We start from the raw sequence: 19,522 nt of genomic DNA, 5'->3' as shown, positions 1-19,522 counted from the left end.
CTTGTATATCAATCTTAGATATCACACAGATCCTGCCGAGTGACAGTCTCATAGCGTGATCCCTAGTATACTCTTCTATTAATAGACTGTTTTTTATAGAAAAAGTTACGTTAATCATGAATATTAAGGGCTTTTCTGGTAAAAAAATACCCAGGTATCGAGTAAGTCCTCCATACCTGGGAATCATCCTGTGTATTGATATTTAAACCCAGATATTGAATAGGTTTTGAATCCAGCTCTATATGTCTACAGATAACCAATCCGATTCAACATTCGTTTTAACATCACTGCTGCTTGTTCTCTGGTCGCTTTACCCAAAGGCTTGAACGTCTTATCTTGGTTTCCTTGGATGATGCCTGTTTGCACAGCTTTGGCTACAGAATCCTTGGATCCTTTAATCTTGTCTTTATCCTTAAACACCTTCAGTGTATCCTCTGCCTTTTCCTGAAGTGCCGGAGGCTGCCCTACGTAATCCATGGCGTTGACTAGCATAATCGCCATCTGTTCACGCGTAATCGGGCTGTTTGGCTGAAACTTCCCGTTTCCTACACCCTGAATTATACGTGCCTTCACGGCAGCACCGATATATCCATTGGTCTCAGTTCTTCTACCAAGGTCAGTAAATTGTGTTGCAGAAGCATCCGGTTTGAGCCCTAATCCTTTTGCTACGAATTCAGCAAACTCGGCACGGGTGATATTGGTTTTGGTATTATACTTGTCCAGATTATCTGAAGTGATAATCCATTTGGAAGCGAGTTCCGTTAATGCTTCCCTGGACCAATCCGATGCTTTCGGGAAGCTGACCAGATGGGTAATCGGTGCGATCACGCGATTTCCATCCAACAAACCACGTGCTACGATCCCTGTCGGAGAGGTCCGGTAAGCCGTCGGTATATATGATAACGATTGTGAGTTAGGATCAATCGCTGTCAAGGTCGTTAACAGTGTGGATGTGTTTCCAGGCACCTTGGTTATATATTGACTTTTAATATTTTGCTCTACACTCTTCTCCGTGTTTCCATTAAAGAGCGTAACATAGGTTTCTGTTGCTTCTCCCAGACTCTGAGCGTTGGATCTCGATAACATGAAGTCCATGGCACCTGCTGAAAGTCTTGGTACAGGCTCCATCTGTACGTACAGGGTAGCTGTCCCTGGAGCCGTTGTGATTCCCGCACTTTGTCCCATAGATACAAACTTCAGATCTGCTAGAGGAACCATCCATACATTGTCTTTATATTTGACCCCGATCGTACCCGTACGATATTTCCCTGCCAGTTGGGAGAGCTTATGAAATGGAATACCCACATAGGCTGCTTCACTCGTTGTTGGGACCTCAAATATGATCGGTTGATTCAGCTTAAAGCTGTTCGACGCATAATTGAACGCCTGTTCAAGTTTATTTTCATCCAGAGTGTACTGCTGTGTTGTTCGGTTATAACGAGATGCTGCCGTTTTAGCTGTTGCTGCATCTGTACTCAGAATTAACATACTCTGAGCAAAACCGGAGTTATTTGCGTTACGCTCCGTAAGCCAGGCTGGGAGTCCTACCGATGTATTATCCGTTGGCGTTGTACTCGCTGTCTTCTCTTGCAACGTCAATGGTCCGAACGCGGCCACTTCTGTATTCAAAGCATCTCTAAGCTGAACACCGCCTGGGGTGTACGTCACTGTAGCAACCTGTCCGGCCTGAGTAGCTTTAGAGAGTTTAATTGTCACAACAGACCCGTTAACCGAGGCGGAGCTAACCGGAACGACTTCATTGCCAATCTGTACTCTGAATTGTGAGGGAGTTAACACCGCTTCTGATTTTAATGCGTTTCGAAAGTTAATCTGAATAGTATCCCCCTGCAGAATGCCGGACAGAATTGTACCGTTTCCGAAAGTCTGTGTCACAGGTACAAGATCCAGCAACGCGGCCTGATTGTTCCCCAGATCCGTCAAACGAGAGGCTCCCGGTACATAAGATAATGTCACCACTTGTGTACTTGTCACTGGTGTTGCCAGCGTGAGTGTCACCAGATCATCATCGATGTCCACATTGTTCACAAAGATCGCTTTGCCATCTGCCAGTACCGAATATTGATTGTTCATCGGTTTGTTTAACCGGTTTAGCGGCTCATTGTAATAAATCCACAGCTTGTTCGCGTTAACTTCAGCCTTCTGGAAGACAGGAGGCTTCGAATCATTGCTATTACGTACATAGAAACCGCTGAACCCTGCAAGCGGCTGCCCGCGACTATCTTTTACAGGCTGGTCACCTGGCTGATACGATACTCTTACCACCTCACCATTGCTGATTGAAGAACCAAGGCTCAACGTAACTTGTGAGCTAGTGTTGGTTGAAATGCTGCTTACGCCAATGTTCTTGCCATCGGCAGTAACACTGAACTGTTTATACGCATCACTCGAGTTGATATATACTGTCTCCGGATAATAGAGAACGATGCTATTTGTATATGCCATACCTTCACGAGGTTTGGACATGATGGAATCCAGCCCATTCTCCACATCTCTTGCCGAGAAGGAGGCCGCTGCATTCAGGGACAAGTCCTGAATTCTGCGTGTAGTTGTCGCCGGGGCTGTATAAGATACTTTCACAACTTGCCCCACAGCGACACCTGTATCCAGCACAACATATACGCTATCCCCTGAAACATATGCCGTACTTGCACTACGGTTTTCTCCATTGACCGTCACTGCAAAGCTGGAAGGCAGCGGGTCAAACGTAGATAACCATTCATCATACGTCAAGCGAATAATCGTGTTGCTGTACATTTTTGCCGTTTTAAGTTCTGGTGGTGTCGTGTCAGCAGACAAGGTTCTGAACGTCCACGAGGTTGTCCCGTTTAAACCTGTAAATACATTGCCGGAACGATCCCGGAAGACGTTACCCGGAATATCCACCGTATACGTCGTGTTACTCGTCAGACTGGATTGTGGAATGATACGCAGTTGACGGTTGTTCGAGCTGTTAATAATCGTTGTTGCGTTCACCGTACCCCCGTTCGAGCTTCTCAGGATGGCTTGTGCAGAATAACTCGTATCCAGCTCTTTGGTGAAGGTTACATTCAGCTCAGTGTTAAGAGCGACACCTGTTGCTCCATTCGCTGGAGACAGCGTAGCTACCGTGATAGCTGATGGATCAGAGATCACATTGAAGCCCCAGTCGATTCGCTGGATCGCGGCAATGTCATTGCCAAGCGCATCACGGAAAAAACCTTCGGGTATAGCTATGTATATGGTGCTATTATTTGCCCAGTTTCGAACAGGGTCAATCGTCACAATGGTTTGTGAACTGTTAAAACTAATTTGCGAAGAATTCGCGTCCACCTCTTCGAACACTTCATTTCCTTGATAAATTTGCAGCTTCCCCGTACCTCTAGACATCGCTTGATCAAAGGTCAATGTGAGATTTGCTGAAGGCGATACGCCCGTAGATGCCATTTGCGGTGATCGATTCAGCAGTTTGGCCGGATTTACAGCAGCTACATGGAAGGTCCACTCCTTATCCATTCCTTCAAAAAAAGTCTGACCATCCGCATATACAAAAGACCGATTGCCAATGGAAACATAGAAACTGCCACCTGGCAACGCAGAACTAGGCGTAATTGTAACGACCTTTCCCAGATCTGGATCGACAGCTACATTATCAGGTGTAATACTTACTGTTGGATCAGTGATATTGATTTCACGCACCATGGAGTTATCTGAAAGTCGGTGAATGATGATTTTCTCTTGTGTCCCAATTACCTTTCTCACCGGATTGCTGAATTCAATCTTCAGCGGCTGCGTTCCATCCACCTGTGTCGCGTTTAACAGCGGTATCGTCGCCCCGATCCCTTTCGCAGGCAGATCTCCTGCGGCATAAGCGGTATTTCCACCTGTCCAGCCGCCTAGCAAACCCTGTGTCATTAACATAACGATTAATAGTGCAATCCATCCCTTACGGGCCCAATTCTTCACAAACACCCATCCTTTCCCCTCAATCCTTAGTCCTTATGTCTGTATACAGACCTCTATATGTATGTCGGCTATAGAAGGAATAACTGTTAGTTATTTGGATGTATTTTACATTTAATTTATAACTTGTTGGGTGCAATTATCTTTCAGTATTACTGGGCTACAAAAGTACACGATTAAAAAAGATTTTCAGAAATTCATGAAAAAAAAGCCCACGGTTCCTGAACGGAACCAAGAGCTTTATGTTTACCCGAACGTATTACAGACCCGCTTGTGCTTTCAACAGTTCTGCTTTGTCCACTTGTTCCCAAGGAACATCGAGATCTGTACGGCCGAAGTGACCGTAAGCAGCTGTTTGTCTGTAGATCGGACGACGCAGATCCAGCATACGGATGATGCCAGCCGGACGAAGGTCGAAGTTGTTGCGCACCAGTTCCACCAGCTTCTCTTCGCTGACTTTGCCTGTTCCGTATGTATCTACGTTAATAGATACCGGATTAGCTACACCAATCGCATAAGCGAGCTGGATTTCCACTTTGTCAGCCAGACCCGCAGCAACCAGGTTCTTTGCTACATAACGAGCCGCGTAAGCTGCAGAACGGTCTACTTTTGTTGGATCTTTACCTGAGAACGCACCACCGCCATGACGTGCATAACCACCATATGTATCAACAATGATTTTACGTCCAGTCAGTCCTGCATCCCCTTGTGGTCCGCCAATAACGAAACGCCCTGTCGGGTTGATAAAGTATTTCGTCTGCTCATCCAGCAACTCTGCTGGAACAACAGGCAGGATTACCTGCTCTTTGATGTCTTTCTGGATTTGTTCCAGTGTTGTTTCTTCAGCGTGCTGCGTGGAAACAACGATTGTATCCACACGTACCGGCTTGTCACCATCATATTCGATCGTCACTTGTGTTTTACCATCTGGACGAAGGTATTCCAGCGTACCGTTCTTGCGCACTTCCGCCAAGCGGCGTGCAATACGGTGAGACAATGCGATTGGCAGTGGCATAAGTTCTGGTGTTTCGTTTGTTGCAAAACCAAACATCAGACCTTGGTCACCTGCACCAATGTTCTCTGTTTCACGCGCCATTTGCTCTGGATCACGATGCTCCAGCGCAGCATTGACACCTTGTGCAATATCAGCGGACTGCTCGTTGAGTGACGTCAGTACCGCACATGTATTATAATCAAAACCGTACTTGGCACGTGTGTACCCAATTTCTTTTACTGTATTCCGTACGATTGCCGGAATGTCCACATATTCAGACGCAGAGCTAATCTCGCCAATAACAAGTACAAGACCTGTTGCTACCGAAACTTCGCACGCTACACGAGCGTTTGGATCGTTCGCAAGAAACGCGTCCAATACGGCGTCGGAGATCTGATCGCAGATTTTATCCGGATGTCCTTCGGTTACAGACTCTGATGTAAATAGATGTCGGCCTTTAATAGACATGAAGTTTCAACCTCCCATAACGATAGTATGGCGATTGCCCGAACAAAACATAACGGCGATTCGTTCACTATACCCTCGAAGAAGCTTACAGTATAATAAGGACACTGATCCGCAATAACGAAGACAAGGATTTTTCAGGTAATTGCCTTAACAAAAAATCAACCTTTCCCTAGTGGAAAAGGTTGCATACCTCAACTGCCATCTTATCGTATTTGTCAAGTGGTGTCAATTCAGGGTACGTTACGTATGAGTTCTAGAGGTGTTGCTGTGCCTGACGAATCAAGCGTTTTGTAATCTCTCCACCGACCGATCCATTCTCCCTGGATGTGAGATGTCCCCAGCCTTTATACTGCCCATATGAATGATCACTCATCGCGCCGAGTTCTCCCCCGAACTCCGTATCTACACCAGTCAGACTCCCACGCCCACCATAACCTACATTCAAACCAAACTCGGCAGCAATTTCGTACTTCATCTGATCGAGCATTTGACGACTTTCCGGTACGACCTTCTTATTATTTCTAGCCATGTTCCTGCACCTCCGTTTGTTGGTTGTCTACAAGTATAGAGTGAGCAGAGACAAGCCCGGCTAGCCGTATTAATGATTGTTAGAACTGGTTAATCTGAGCAATAATAAGTAATGAAAAAGAATAATTCCACATCAAACTGCACAACCTATTTCAACGTATATCCACCACGTACCATGACGGTCAAGCTGTATTTGTTACCATCCAGAACCGTAATGCCACGTCCGTCCCTTGGAAAAGAAAGCAGGTGATTGGTCGGTGCTGCCTGACCATTCGTCAGGTCTACCCCATCCGTCAGATCGGCTACACCATTTGTACCCTCACTGACGATCACAGCTTTACCGCTACGTACAATGAACTCCGCGCCAGATTTGCCGAGCAGCTGTTGACCCGGCTTCACGGTTACAATCTCTACAGCATCAGTTGCACCCGATACCAGCGGCGGTAATCCCTGATTGGTGCTCGATCCGCCTGTGTTGCCTGTTCCTGTCGAGCCATTGTTGCCAGTGGATGTGCCTGGACTTGTACTAGCACCTCCACCCAGCGCCTTCTGAATCTGCTGATCCACATAACTCTTCGTTACCACTGGATCATCTGCCGTTCCCGGCTGACTTGTGCCTGCGCCAATGGCTGTATCATTATATACCGCCCCGACCCACACGCCAACACCAATCGCCAGTGCAGCTAGAGATACTTTCATATAGGGTTTCATCTTTAATTTGTTCCTCCTCTGGTAATCTATTAACTTTAACTATAGAGAAAAAGGTACGATGGGACAAGTAAAACCTCGCTTCCCTGCATGGGTAAGCGAGGTTTCTGTTCTTGAATATCAAAATTGCTCGTTATCAAATCACTTCTTTTGTAACTAGAATACCAGTTTTTATCATTTCAAATCGATCTATTTATAGATCATTCTGACGCATTTGTAGGTTCTTCCTTTGGCAGCTTTGTCAGGTCATATCCGTAGGTTTGCTCCGCGAGACGTAAACGCTGTCCTTGGAACTGATCATCCAGACTCAGACGATATGAACCTCCGCGCAGCTTCTCGAAGAAGCTATCTTCAATACTCCATGTCAGGGTTTGGTTTTTGCCAACTTTAATGTCCGTTCCCAATGTCAATTCTTTCTCATACGATTTACCAGCTTGATCCGTAAGTGTGAGAATTAGTTTATGTTCATTCTCAGCCATCTCTGTCTCTTCGTTACGAGTAAGTGTATAGTTCATTTCAATCTGTACAGACGTACTGCCTGCCAGATAAGCACGCACACTATTCGCTGTCAGATTATACGGGTAGAGATCAATGTTGCTGAGGGAACCTAGTACATTAACAGAGACTGGCGGAACTTCAAATGACATAGCATTAACATAAGCTGATGCTTCTCCTTCACCCGTTACAAATTTACCATCAGCGACTCCTTCACCTACGACCAGCTTCAAGTCAGAGAATGTAATAGATTTCGGTAGTTTGGCCCAGAAGGTTACAATCGACTTCTGCCCAGGTCCAGGCAGACGTTCGGATTGTTTTGCTGTAGCTTTATAGTACTGACCATCTGCTGTTTTATAGTAAGCAACCAGCTTACCAAGGCCACTCTGACGCAATGATTTATTGGTCATCTCAAATTCGGTATACACAATATCCGACGAAGCCCCTGGATAACGGATCGTTCTGCGTGCACCCATCTCCGTTTCTTTATCGCCTGTACCAGATGTGTACGTTTTGCCTTGGGCAACAAAGGATACAGGTTGAATGAGTCCAGAGGTATTCAATGTGATCCATTCATTGGTTTCTTCTTCGCTCACTTTTTCGTTCAGACTGAGTTCCAGACGAGACATCCGTAGATCCGATGGGATTTTAGTTAACAGATAAGCTTCAGTTGTCATACCTGCGCCCAACAGTTTGCCGGATTGCGTGTAAATTAACTTTTTATCTCCATCGATTTGAGCTGAATCGATTGTAAACATTGCCTCCAGTTCAGGAAGTTGTACCGTTTTGGTTGATGCGTTACGGATCGTTACCTTAGCTGCAACAATATCACTATCCAACCATGGCAGACGTTGTAACGAACCGATTGATACGCCAAATGTTCCTTTGTTATTTTTGATGACCGTTTCTGTAGTCAGAGCATCTCCGCTGGATGGTGATTCAGGCAAAGTATAGACCCCAACAGGATAAGAGAAGACCAATCCGTTCGCCGGAGTTGCCGTTGTCGTATCCGTGCCCTCGGTCTTATCCTTAGGGCTCATCACATACAACTTCATCTTGCTCGTGTCTCCATCCCCTTGGAATGTTCCACTCAGCTTAATCGTTTTGATATCGCCTGGGTTCAATTTCAAGTTGTCCAACGCTTTCGTTTCAATTGGATTAACCGTTCCATCTTCAGTACGGATCTCGAATGAATACGTCGGCACTTTTATGACCTTTTTTCCTTCGTTTTTCAGCACCATCTGCATATTTAACGTATATTCCTCATCTTCCATTCGTATTCTGGATGAGCTTAGCAAAGTAGACAGAGGCTGTCCATCAATCGAAATAATATTAGGCTGGTTTGCTACTACATTGACATTGCTTTTGCTTGCCTCAGGTAGCTGCATTGCTGCGACAGGTAGTACGCTTTTCTCTTCGCCCTGTTCCTCTACGAGTAATAGCTCAGATTTCTGAAAATTCACTGACGTAGGGAGCGAAGCCATCAGACCAAGAGACTTGTTAGCCTGCGCCTGAATACTCACCGATGTACTATCTTTGTCCGGGATTAATGGATAGTTCACACCACCCGGTGTACGCAAAATCCACTTGATATTCGGGTTCTCTAACAATTTATAACTAATGTTGTTTAAATTCACACCAATTTTCACATACTGATTCTTATCTTCACCTGGATAGACTTTGATGCCAGAGACTTTAACCTTCACCGCAGAGTCACTCAGCCGAACCGTCTTTGGCTTACCCACAGGTGTAGTAATGCTATAGGAGGCAGGCACATTAAACTTTCCCAGTGTTCGCTCATAGTTAGCTTGACTAAAATCCCATTTCACGATGAGGAAGTTCAGATCACTGATCTTCACTTCACGTCCCGCCTTCATGAGATAAGTCAGTTCTACCGTGGAACCAGGGGATATCGATTTCTTTTCCTGATCCTTGGCAATCAGTTTAGGGGAAAACACTGTGCCTCCACTTGTCTTTACCTTACTCCAATAATCAATCATCATCAGAGGTTTACTGTCATTATTCTGATACGACAGCGTATATGTCACGACGTTACCATCATCCTGAGCCAGAATGTTCACATCCGTTAATCTTACAGTACTGCGTGCAGTCACTTTAACAGGGGCCAGGTTCCCCAGAGTATGTACAACCTGTTTTTTCGGTGTTGTTGTTTTCTTCGTTGCACTACTACTACTTGCGGCAGATGATTTCGTTGTTGTATTTGCAGCCATCGCTACACCAGCCGTTGAACTGATCAACATCGCACTTGCGAGCAAGCTCACAACCATTTTCTTTTGATCCACTTCCAAACCTCCCATAAGTTGCTTGTTGCTATATAGTATAAACGTTTGAAGAGGAGAGAAAGTTACGATGTTGTTGTGAAATATCAATAACTACCTAAAATAATAAAAAAGTGGCCTAGAGAAAAATCTCTAGACCACTCTTCATATTGTGCGATAGATTATTGAGTTCTAACTGCACCTTTAGCTTTGATTACATTACCTTGAGTATCCTGGATATATTTGGCGTTATCTCTGATCTCAATGGAGTAACCAGCTGCGCTACCTTTAGCATCAACGATTCTAACGATGAAGTTAGCAGCCGATGGAGTAGCACCTGTTACTGCATTATTAACTGCTTCAACTTCATAGAAGAAGTCAGTTTGATTAGACAAAGCAGGTACAACTTTGTTATCAGATAGACGAGTTACAATCAGATCTTGTGCATAAAGGTTAACAAGTGCACCATTAGCTTCCAAGTTCTCTGTAACGTTAACTGTTGCACGGTAAGTTGAACCAGTAACAGATGTAGCATAAACATTTTGGTTATCTGCTACTTCAGGTGCAACTTCATCTTTAATACCGGAGTTGATTGTTACAGCACCAACGAACGTGATTTCGTTTTGAGCAGCACCGATGAATTTAGTATTAGCATCGAATGCAACAGTCAAGCCTGCTGGTGAGTAGATATCACGATCAACTTTGATTGTGATTGTATCTGTATCGTTAGCAACAACATCAGTTACATTGTAACCAGATACTTTTACAGCATCTTTGTTAACAACACGAGATACGGATTGATTCAATTTAACTTTGATATCACGTTTTCCTGTCAGGGAAGCAGTGTCACCGTCAGTGTTGTAATTAACAGTTGCAATGTTAGCATAATCACTCAATACCAACTCTTTGTTGAAGTTAGCAATGTAGTTACCTGCTACATCTTTAACGCCTTGTACTCTGATTTTAGTCAAACGATCTTTAGTAACGTCTTTGTTGCTGATTGTTACTGGCAATTCGATTACAACTGCTTTGCCGTCTTGTGTTACAGACAGATAAGCATCGCTAGGCAGACCAATTTCAGTGCCATCGAATGTCAGAGAGTAATTAGCACGATTCAACAAGGATTCTGGATCCATTTTCTCGTCGAATACGATTACTGCACGACGTGTGTTGTCAGAAACGTTGAAGGATACCGAAGCAACCTTAGGAGCTGTAGTGTCACCTACATTAAATGTAGTGTTGTAATCCAGCATTACGTTACCAAGAACAGTAGCGTCTTTAACTCCAGCAATATTCAAAGTGTTAGTTCCTTCTGGAAGATCCGAGAAGAAGTCAACCAAGAGAATATTTTTAGTTGAAGAATCTTTGAAAGATACGTTAGAGATTTGACGAACTTTACCGTCTTTATCTTTAACAGTGATCAATTTCAAGAAATCTTGATTTGCAAGTGGCTTGCTGAAAGTCAAAGCCAATTGTTTTTTGTTTCCAGTCGTTACACGTGCATCCAGAACTTGTGGACGCTCTGTATCGATTTCAGCTTTAACCAGCTTGGATGTTTGAGTAATTTCGTTACCAGAGAAGTCTTTTACTTTCTCTACGAAAATTGTAGTTTCGTAAGAAGGCAATGCTTTATCAGTATCGAAGTAGAACTCATATTTGTTAGCAGACAATCTTACGATTCTGCTAGGGTTGATTTTGGAATCACCACGTTTGTGATAAACGTTAGCTTTGTCCAGTGTAGAATCATCGATATCTTCACTGAATGTAACAGTCAGTTTTTCCAAAGTTGCAGTAGCTTCTGCGATTGTTGGAGCAGTGTTATCTTCAACAACGGAGAACTTGTGGTCGGATTTCAAAGATTTGAAACCTGCGAAATCTTCAACGCCAGTTACTGTCAGAGTGTGCTCACCAACAGTCAAAGCAGAGCTGGATTTCAGAATAACTTCGCGACCTTCAACATTTGGAGAGCTGTAGAAACCTTGACCATCAACTTGGAAGTTGTTAGTGTAGGATTGTTTTACAGGCTCGCTGAAGATGATTTTGATTGCTTTAGTTCCCAAACCAGTTACACTTACAACTTCAGGAAGCTTGTTGTCTACTGGAGTAAACTCAACATTGCTTGCTTCAATTGTTTTAGTACCAGCTTTAACGCCAGTAACTGTTACAGTGTATTTTTGTTGGTTTCTGAAAGCTTGGTCTTGATCCAAAGTCAATACCACTTGGTTTCCAGAAGCACTTAACACTGCAGATTTAACTGTCAGGTTACCATTCAATCTGTAGTTGTCTTTCAACTCAGAAGTAGACTTATCAACTTTACCGTCGAATGTAAGTGTTACTTCTTTCAAGTTGTCAGCAGTTACGGATTGCAATTTAGTTGCTTCAGTTACTACATAAGTAACTTTCTCAGTGAATTGCTTTTCTTTGTAAGTGAATTTCACTTCAGTTTCTTTGTTAGCTTCGAGAGCTTTATCCAAAGTTACTTTAACGGATTCACCATCGCTGATTTTGAAAGTAACAACTTTACCAGCTTCGCTTACTTCGTAAGAAGTAACTTTAATGCTTTGAGCTTGATCCACTGCATAAGCTGCACCTACCAACAATTGGCGGGAAGCGTTAGCTGTGAAGTTAGCGTTAGCATCTACCAGACCAGCGTTGATTGCTGCTTGAACGTCTTTTTTAGCCCATTCTGGAGCGTTGTTGTTTGTTTCAGCTGGAACTTCCAGGTCAAGCGCACGAGTAAGGATAGTCGCCATTTCAGCGATTGTCACTTTACCGTTGAAGTCAAAGATTTTTTTAGTTGTGTCTTTACCTTGCATGATACCCGCAGCAGTTACCGCTTCGATGTAAGGTACAGCCCAGTTTTTAGCTGTGTAGTTTTTGTCTTTGTAAGACAATTGACCAGTTACTTCTTTCAAACCAAGCAATTTAGTGATAACTTTTGCGAATTGACCGCGAGTCATCTCTTGATCCAATCCAGCTGTACCGTTAGGGAAGCCTTCGAAGATACCTTTTGCTTTCAATGCATCAAATTGTTGTTGCGGGGAAACTGCTGTATCACCGAATGCTACAGAAGCAAACATTGAGAATGCCATTGCTGTAGACAATGCTACGGATAAAATTTTCTTCATAACCTTTTTTTCTCCTCCTTGGGTGTTCATAACATTTAAATTTTCTTTAATAGGGTCGCTCGTGTTCCTCATATATTGTTGCACCCCCTTTCCAGAGTTCTGAGCAAGTTAATATAAATGATGTCTGTGAGCATATCACAGAAACTTGTTACCTAGAATAATAATAGAATCACACGTAAATAGAGTAGTTTCCTAATCCTACCTTACGTATTATACAATGGGTCTCTCGTGCCGTAAAGCAATTTTTTCTAATAAATAGACAAGATTCTTCACGAGGTCATTCTTGGTAAGTTCCCCAATGTTTTTGACTCTACATCTTAAACGCAGTAGATTTCAAAAAGTTGCGCATTCTTCAAAAAAAGTTTTGAACTTATTTATGTATTGATGCAATGCGGGTTTCTAGCGCGTTCAAAACCAGTCGTAACGCCACTTTGCTGATTCATTCCTTGCAACATGAAGGAGTCAGAAATGCAATGGACGTTTATTTATACCCTCTATTTTTGACAATGAAGCGACAAATTCCACAAAATTCTAGAGTAAAGGGCTGGTATGACCCAGCCCCTCCTCATCAAACCGTACGTGAGGTTTTCCCTCATACGGCTTTCCGATGTTTTTCATCCATGGGCATGCAAATTACAACATCGTTTTTAATCCATATTAAGCAGCGATATATTTGACCTCTGCTATTGAACCCATCCATTTTCTGCGTTGCCTGTTCTTCGCGTACCATCGGGTTAACCGTTGCAATATATACCAGTCCAGCTTCGCTAATCTTTTCTGGCTGTAATTCGTGTAGTAGTAATTTCTCCATCCTTGGATCTTCGGATTGAGCCATTTCACCTGTTCCTCAAACGATTTGGATCGCATACTTGGCGGGCATAATCGCTCTTTAACCACTCCACGAATACGTTCTTCTGCCTTTTTGCTTAACCATTGTTGCGTGGTGTAATATCCCTTCCCTTGCAACGTTTCTGCTTTTGTTTTTCGGTGGTGCATCCCTAAGAAATCGAATCCTTCCTCTCCTGTCCATAGGCCTACCATGCGGGTTTTAGTCGGGTGCAGGGTGAGTTCCAGACGCTCCATGATTCTGCGTATAAGTTCATACGCATGTTCCGCGTCCTTTTTCGTTTTGCACACCACCACAAAATCATCTGCATACCTTGTCAATTCTCCCACTCCACTTCCGTGTTTCTCCCACAATCGGTCAAGGTAGTTCAAATAGATATTCGCAAGCAGTGGAGAGATGCCCCCCTTGCGGTGTCCCTACATCAGCGCGCCGTACGTTTCCTTCTTCCATGATTCCCGTTCCAAGCCACTTCCGGATTAACTTCAAGATCCTCCGATGACTGATGCGCATCTGCACCAATTTCATCAGCTTCTCTTGATTTATGTTATCGAAGTACCCTTGGATATCGACATCGACTACCCAATTCCCTTTGCGGTTACAGGCTTTCCGTATTCGTTCCAGCGCTCCTTTCGCACTCCGTTTCGGACGAAATCCAAAGGATACATCCTCAAAATCCGCTTCAAAGATGGGCTCAATCACAAGTTTTGTTGCCATCTGGATCACTCGGTCACGCACAGTGGGTATGCCCAGCGGTCTTTGCTTCCCATCTTTCTCTGGGATATAGTGCCGCCGTACAGGCTGCGGATGGTATTTGCCTTCTTTCAACGCTCCTTCACAGTCCTTGAGAAAGGTCTGTTCTCCTTGTTCCTCTATGTCTGCCAGCGTCACCGCATCTACACCTGCCGCTCCTTTGTTCGTTTTCACTCGTCTCCAGGCTTCGTGCAAGATATCCCACCGGTAAACTTTGTCATACAACGCATGGAATTTATGCTTGCTGTTCTTCTTGGCCACATGACCTAGCTTTTCTTGGAGTTGTTGAACTTTTTCCTTTGGTGTTGTTAGCCGTTTGGCACTCACTCACTCGTATTTCCTCCAAAAGCATAAACAAAGCAGGCTCCTTCCCTCCCCAAGGTTATGTTGTCCTTGGGTTCTTCGGTACTATGAGCCCCTCGGACTCCCTTCCCACTGACGGTTCACTTCGTCTTTTTGACTTTTAGAATGTCTCTTTACGAATTCCTAAAAAAAATCCGTGTGGGGGAGGATCTTCCCAGTTCACTGCATCCTCTTTCATTCCATGCTGCTCCCTATACGCCGGAGGATTCTTCGCTGCTGTTCCAAGTTCTTCGCAGCTTCCATGGCCTTCGTCCAATTTTACGAGACTCGGCTTCCTCTTGTCCCTCTTGCGAGGCCTTTTTGACGACGCGGCAAGATTCACTTCATGTTACAGCCTGGACCTGTTGCTCGCCCTGTCTCTGACAGGTACTTTCGTCGATACGCTTTTGCGCACAGATTTCGCCATACGCAAGTATCCTAGCTACGCAGAGGCTTGGCCCCTCCTGCGACCGGACTTTCACCGGCTAGAAGATGCGTGCTTAGCTGGGCACGCCAAAATAAAAAAAGAGAGCCAGTTGGCCCTCTTTCCTGTGTCGTTTTGTAGATTATCGAATTTTCATTGCCAAATCAATAATGTGTGCACGCATTTTTGGATCACTATTTAGTTTCAAATACATGTCATCAATCGCGATACGGTTCTCACGATACGTCTTCTCATGTTTCATTGTTGTATGAGACCATTCGATCAGTTCGTTTTCCGCTAGAACCAGATTATTATACGCATCATGGAAGCCGGTCGTCTGAACAAGCCCTTCCATCACTTCCTGAGATATCTCCTGTGTCTTACGTGTATCTTCCAGTTTTTTCTCCAGAAAGACTGCTTGCTTCTCAAACTGTGTCTTTGCCTTCATGTAGCCCAGTTGGGCCTTAGAATAAATCGGTTTCATAAGCTAACTTCACCCTCTAGATCATTGTGTATTTACCGCTATTGTATCTTAATCTCTAGCAAATTACAAAAATAGTTATTGGTAAAAAACCGTTTCCTTCTATTATAAATGCATTCTATACAATCTCATATTTACCCATAAAAAGAACCTGTCCCTTCTTGTTAAAGGGACAGGTTCTTCCTAAAACATTTCCATATCGGATAAATTAGCTTAGCGTTTTAGGGAAAAGTTTGGTACCTTTCTTGAACAATTCTACAGCAATTTTGCCCGCTTCAGCACGAGTCAGGTTACCTTTCGGATTAAAGAGGAATAACTTGGCATTCCCCTGCACAGGGCTGCCTTCCATGATTTTCGCCTTGGATACAGCCTGCACCGAAGGACGGGCATAGTACTCAATCTGATTAGAATCCTGGAAGGATTTAGACAATGTCCCCGCGAGTTTACTATCATTCGCAGCAAGCTTCATGCTCATCGCTCGTGCGATCATTACTGCCGCTTGCTCACGTGTAATTGGATCTTCCACACCAAAGAATCCATCACTGAGTCCTGTTATGATCCCTGCTTTGGCTGCTGTCTCAATGGAAGCATAATCCCACGTATCGCTTCTGGTTGTTGGCGAAACGTCTGAGAAGGTCTGTGTATTCGAATACTTCAATGGAATATCCAAACCTTTGACCAGCAAGGTAGCAAACTCCCCACGTGTCGTCTGATCATCTGCACCAAACGCGTTAAAGCGCAAATTGTTCATGATGCCTTTGGAATATAGGGCATTTAGAATATTTCTTGCCCACGGGTGATTCGTAATATCCGGGTAGCTCTTACTTTGCTTCATTACTTTGTAATAACCAAACTCGTCGAAAGAAACGGTAACAGTATGTTTCTTGGTATCCACAGCTCCACCAATCGGTTCCCACTGTCCGATATTGCTCTTATCGGAGTAACGGAATACGCTAATGGTCGAACCGACTTCATCTACAATCGATGGATCGTAAGCAAGAGTCAACGTACCTCGGTTAGAAGGTACCAATATCCGTTCTGTCGGGAATTGTGTAAAACTTCCTTCTAGAGAGTATGGTGTTACCCCATTTGTTCCTGGCTTATATCCGCTTGTCCCTTTATCTCCAAGTTCACCAATTCCACCGTTAATCCAGTACGTATCGGATACTGGAACAAAGTTGCTTGTCGTCAGGTTAGAGTTAAACATCTCTGTCAAAATAGTCGGAACTGTGATTGGTGAAAGTCCTCCCGTACTGCGTGGATCTGCCTGTCCAATATTAAAGCCGTAGTCATTTTTCCGTTCCAGTACGCCGTCCTTCGGATCAGCAATACCAAACAAAATTTTGTTGTCCGGGTAGAATTTGATCACACCACTGCTTGATTTGGAAGCGGATTGCAGAATGGTTCCTTTCGGGAACGACAATTCCAGCTTCTTATTAAATGCAGAATATTTGTTAGCCACTTTCGGAGCCATATACTGTGCATCTACTCCAACGGTGCTTGTATAGAACACGTTAACCGTATCGTTAATCTTGCCGCCATCTCGCGTAATCTGGATTTTGATCGCATTGTTCTTATCCGGAGACAATCCTACATAGTCGAGAATAAAACGGTTATCCATATCCGGACGTTTAACAGCCGCTTCCTTACCAATCAATACCTGTGTTGCACCTTCTGCTTCAATATCAAAATGAACATAGTTCTTGTTAACGACAATCTGTTGTCCTACTGTCGCTACAGGAGACAGAATACGATAAGAAGAGGGTTCTCTTACGATCTCCAACCGTTGTGTCGTTCTTGCTCCCGTGCTGTTGATCAGCTCTAATGTGTACACATGACTGCCTGGTGCATCAAAGATATAGTTCCGAACACGGATCATGAATTCATCCTGATTCCCGGCAAAGTCAGCAATATGCCCATCATCGGTTGTCTTATTGGGATCTTGTGTATCTGAGACTGGAATTTGATAGCTGTAGATTTTCTTGGAACCGGAATACAAATTGGCAATCGTTGCTCCACCACCTTTGTAGACCAAGTCGTACCTGTCCTTGCTCGTAACATATTTTCCATCACGAATGATGAAATCTGGTGTAACTTTGAAGATGTTGACCATCTCTTCAGGCGTGTACAGACTCACATCTGGCTTACTGAATTCCACACGACCATCGGTTGGAACAGGTACTGGCATGAATTTATCAATATTGGACACATTGCTGTCTGAAATATAGATTCTTAGTTTTTTCTCAATCACCTTAGTCTTACCTGCACCGTCTTTATCCGTGCCTGTAATGGTGATGGTATTTTCTCCATATACAAGTTCTCCCGTCCCCCCAATAGTCAACGGGAAGGAGAACTTACCGTTGGTACCTGGAAAACCAGCAGGAGTTCTGGCTACACCATTCACAAATAATTGACTTGTGAATGGAGGAGATACAAGTGTGCTGAATCCAACAAACTCACCATTGACCGTTAAGGACTGGGTCGTTTTTGAATTGAATGTGTAGTTCTGTCCATCATACAAGTTGGCTACGTAAATATAGCTTTTGGCAGCATACGATACGGTAACATCGTAATGTGGATCTGGGTTTCCGTAATAGAAACGAATTTTCTGCGTGCCATTGGCCACATTTTTTACCAAGTAGACCGCTTGATTGTTCGATAGACCGGTAGGTACATTCGTTCCCGTTGGTGCCCCTTCAATCGTCAGCTTGGTTGTTCCGGTTGGCAGGTACTCACCTTTTACCATTTCGCCTGCAATAGCTTGGCTAGACTCCACCAAAATATAAAAATCTGCTGTAGCAATCTGTGCATTGTCTAGTGGCACTTTATTGGTTACTGCACCACCACTATAATCTGGAAGATAGTACATATTGGTAATAGCTTTAACACCTGGAGCATAAGTGAATTTCCCTTGATATCCAGAGCTAAATGTACCATGTCCTACAACGGCGTTAACCGATTGATTCTTCAGAATTTCAGTTGGTGTCGTTGTTGATGTTTGTAACGGATACGCATTATCTGTTGTGAATGTAACAATTCGGTATTCAGGAGTTGATCCGTCTGGACCCGGGATAATGGTTTCCGTTGCGTTGCTGAACGTCATCGTTGTTCCGTTGACTGTGAACGATCCTGAATCCTTAAAAGAGCTATTGCTTGCGATATAAGGAAGCACCATCTGAACCTCAAGCTTGGCTTCTATAGCTGCATTCGAGAATGTCGGGATATTGTTCAATAGCGATTTCGTATCTGTAGTCCCACCGCTCGTTAAAGAAACATTGAGCGTAGAGAATGGTTGATCCTTGTCGTAGTAATAAACTGCACGTTCGGTAAGGATAGAATCCGAGCCGTTGGCAATTCTAAATTTTAGATTATTCAAACCAGCAGTTAGTTTTAACTGTGGCGTGAAAAATGTTCCGTTTTGAAGCAAAGACGAATCGAGTTCTTCCCCGCCATTCAAAGAAACGGTTACTTTAATTGCATTTTGTACTTTACCTTGAACAGACACAAACTGTGTATTTACAACCGTCTGTGCACCTTCATTCAGGCCATAGGATGTATTGGAACCTGTGCTTGGGTCCGTAAAGATTTTGAAGTCCTGAATAAAAGGAACCTGATCATATAACACATAAAACGTATCTGAACGCTCTACAGACCCTTGAGTACCAGTGAAGGTAATCCGGTTAAAACCTGGAAACAAGGTAATGTTGTTTGCCGTAAAATTATTATTACCACTTGTACTTGCTGTTACTGCTGTGGTATTGGAACGGGTAGCATCTGGCTCCCATTTCGTTTTATTGCTTGGTAAACTAACCGAGTTAAGCTGTTCGACTTTGACACGCATCGTATCTTTGGATACAAAAGCGTATGCACCTGTTATTGTAATTGTCCCTTGGGTCGTCTGATAAGCTCGATCCCGAGTCAAAAATCTTGCATTCGCTGAGTCTTCAATGTTCAAATCCGCTGTTTGACTAATCGCGGTATTATCTGGTGTAAAGTAGGTAGTCAGTGCGTTGGCAGCCGAAGCAACGGACCCACCGAATAGACCTTGTGGGAACAACGAGAGCACCATGGTGACCAACATGATCCAAATCAACGGCCGTTTCCTTTGTTGCATTACG

At 43.9% G+C, this 19,522-nt stretch carries 9 protein-coding genes and 1 pseudogene; all 10 read right to left on the bottom strand.

The genetic code is table 11. The annotated features are described in order from the left end of the window. Positions 1-246: 246 nt before the first annotated feature. The gene (locus ABIE27_RS07160; protein ID WP_151458084.1) at positions 247-3,963 is read right to left on the bottom strand and encodes a SwmB domain-containing protein; all 3,717 of its coding nucleotides are present in this window, start codon (positions 3,961-3,963) and stop codon (positions 247-249) included. Positions 3,964-4,219: 256 nt separating this feature from the next. Beyond that, positions 4,220-5,422 carry a methionine adenosyltransferase gene (gene metK, locus ABIE27_RS07155; protein WP_123065328.1) on the bottom strand — a complete coding sequence of 401 codons (1,203 nt, stop codon included), beginning with the start codon at positions 5,420-5,422 and terminating at the stop codon, positions 4,220-4,222. A gap of 253 nt (positions 5,423-5,675) precedes the next feature. After that, positions 5,676-5,951 carry an alpha/beta-type small acid-soluble spore protein gene (locus ABIE27_RS07150; protein ID WP_123065327.1) on the bottom strand — a complete coding sequence of 92 codons (276 nt, stop codon included), beginning with the start codon at positions 5,949-5,951 and terminating at the stop codon, positions 5,676-5,678. Positions 5,952-6,097: 146 nt separating this feature from the next. Beyond that, positions 6,098-6,661: a hypothetical protein gene (locus ABIE27_RS07145; protein ID WP_123065326.1), complete on the bottom strand. Its 564-nt coding sequence runs from the start codon at positions 6,659-6,661 to the stop codon at positions 6,098-6,100. 197 nt (positions 6,662-6,858) lie between these two features. Next, positions 6,859-9,456 (bottom strand): hypothetical protein, encoded by a 2,598-nt coding sequence (locus tag ABIE27_RS07140; RefSeq protein ID WP_429350192.1) that lies wholly within the window; start codon positions 9,454-9,456, stop codon positions 6,859-6,861. Between the two features lie 158 nt (positions 9,457-9,614). Continuing rightward, entirely contained in the window at positions 9,615-12,632 is a 3,018-nt protein-coding gene (locus ABIE27_RS07135) for an S-layer homology domain-containing protein (RefSeq protein ID WP_336121760.1), read from the bottom strand. Between the two features lie 585 nt (positions 12,633-13,217). Next, the gene (locus tag ABIE27_RS07130; RefSeq protein ID WP_240036984.1) at positions 13,218-13,427 is read right to left on the bottom strand and encodes a group II intron maturase-specific domain-containing protein; all 210 of its coding nucleotides are present in this window, start codon (positions 13,425-13,427) and stop codon (positions 13,218-13,220) included. 183 nt (positions 13,428-13,610) lie between these two features. Next, positions 13,611-14,130: pseudogene (locus ABIE27_RS07125) on the bottom strand (reverse transcriptase domain-containing protein); the annotation flags it as partial. A 935-nt stretch (positions 14,131-15,065) separates the two neighbouring features. Then, positions 15,066-15,407: a hypothetical protein gene (locus ABIE27_RS07120; protein ID WP_123065323.1), complete on the bottom strand. Its 342-nt coding sequence runs from the start codon at positions 15,405-15,407 to the stop codon at positions 15,066-15,068. Positions 15,408-15,612: 205 nt separating this feature from the next. Then, the gene (locus ABIE27_RS07115; protein ID WP_123065322.1) at positions 15,613-19,518 is read right to left on the bottom strand and encodes an S-layer homology domain-containing protein; all 3,906 of its coding nucleotides are present in this window, start codon (positions 19,516-19,518) and stop codon (positions 15,613-15,615) included. Positions 19,519-19,522 lie beyond the last annotated feature (4 nt).

Source organism: Paenibacillus sp. 4624 (genome assembly GCF_050435065.1).
GTDB lineage: Bacteria > Bacillota > Bacilli > Paenibacillales > Paenibacillaceae > Paenibacillus > Paenibacillus amylolyticus_D.
Note: the sequence above shows the minus strand (reverse complement) of the source record. Positions and strands in the feature narration are given on the sequence as shown.

What these genes read in the sequence shown, in the direction of transcription:
- ABIE27_RS07130 (WP_240036984.1), bottom strand. Translation starts at nt 13,427, where the DNA reads ATGCGATCCAAATCGTTTGAGGAACAGGTGAAATGGCTCAATCCGAAG.
- ABIE27_RS07150 (WP_123065327.1), bottom strand. Translation starts at nt 5,951, where the DNA reads ATGGCTAGAAATAATAAGAAGGTCGTACCGGAAAGTCGTCAAATGCTC.
- metK (WP_123065328.1), bottom strand. Translation starts at nt 5,422, where the DNA reads ATGTCTATTAAAGGCCGACATCTATTTACATCAGAGTCTGTAACCGAA.
- ABIE27_RS07145 (WP_123065326.1), bottom strand. Translation starts at nt 6,661, where the DNA reads ATGAAACCCTATATGAAAGTATCTCTAGCTGCACTGGCGATTGGTGTT.
- ABIE27_RS07120 (WP_123065323.1), bottom strand. Translation starts at nt 15,407, where the DNA reads ATGAAACCGATTTATTCTAAGGCCCAACTGGGCTACATGAAGGCAAAG.
- ABIE27_RS07135 (WP_336121760.1), bottom strand. Translation starts at nt 12,632, where the DNA reads ATGAGGAACACGAGCGACCCTATTAAAGAAAATTTAAATGTTATGAAC.
- ABIE27_RS07115 (WP_123065322.1), bottom strand. Translation starts at nt 19,518, where the DNA reads ATGCAACAAAGGAAACGGCCGTTGATTTGGATCATGTTGGTCACCATG.